This is a genomic window from Pseudomonas sp. MD330_10 (assembly GCF_042610415.1).
In the GTDB taxonomy this organism is placed as follows: Bacteria; Pseudomonadota; Gammaproteobacteria; order Pseudomonadales; family Pseudomonadaceae; genus Aquipseudomonas; species Aquipseudomonas rhodesiae.
In genome coordinates, this window is sequence record NZ_JBHGZU010000175.1 from 1 (window position 1) to 233 (window position 233).

The 233-nt window shown below is 60.1% G+C and carries 1 pseudogene; it reads left to right on the forward strand.

Annotated elements, in window-relative coordinates:
* Positions 1-122 (forward strand): annotated as a pseudogene (locus ACFZPT_RS27095) (NUDIX hydrolase); the annotation flags it as partial.
* Positions 123-233 lie beyond the last annotated feature (111 nt).

Sequence of the window (233 nt, forward strand, 5' to 3'; positions counted from 1 at the left end):
GGACCGAGCTGGCATTCCGCACCGTCGGGCGAACCTTAGAATGCTTCTTCGCTGACCGCCGCCAGCACGCCTACCCAGTGCGCAGCGAGTCGGTGCCGCCACATGCCAAACCCGCCCAATAACAACGGCAGACGGCCTTCAAAGGGAAATCGTTTCAATGCGTTGTTTGCTTGCTCTGTTCTGCCTGTCGTTCGCCATGTTGTCGTCAGCCTCCACCCTGCAAACCACGAGCG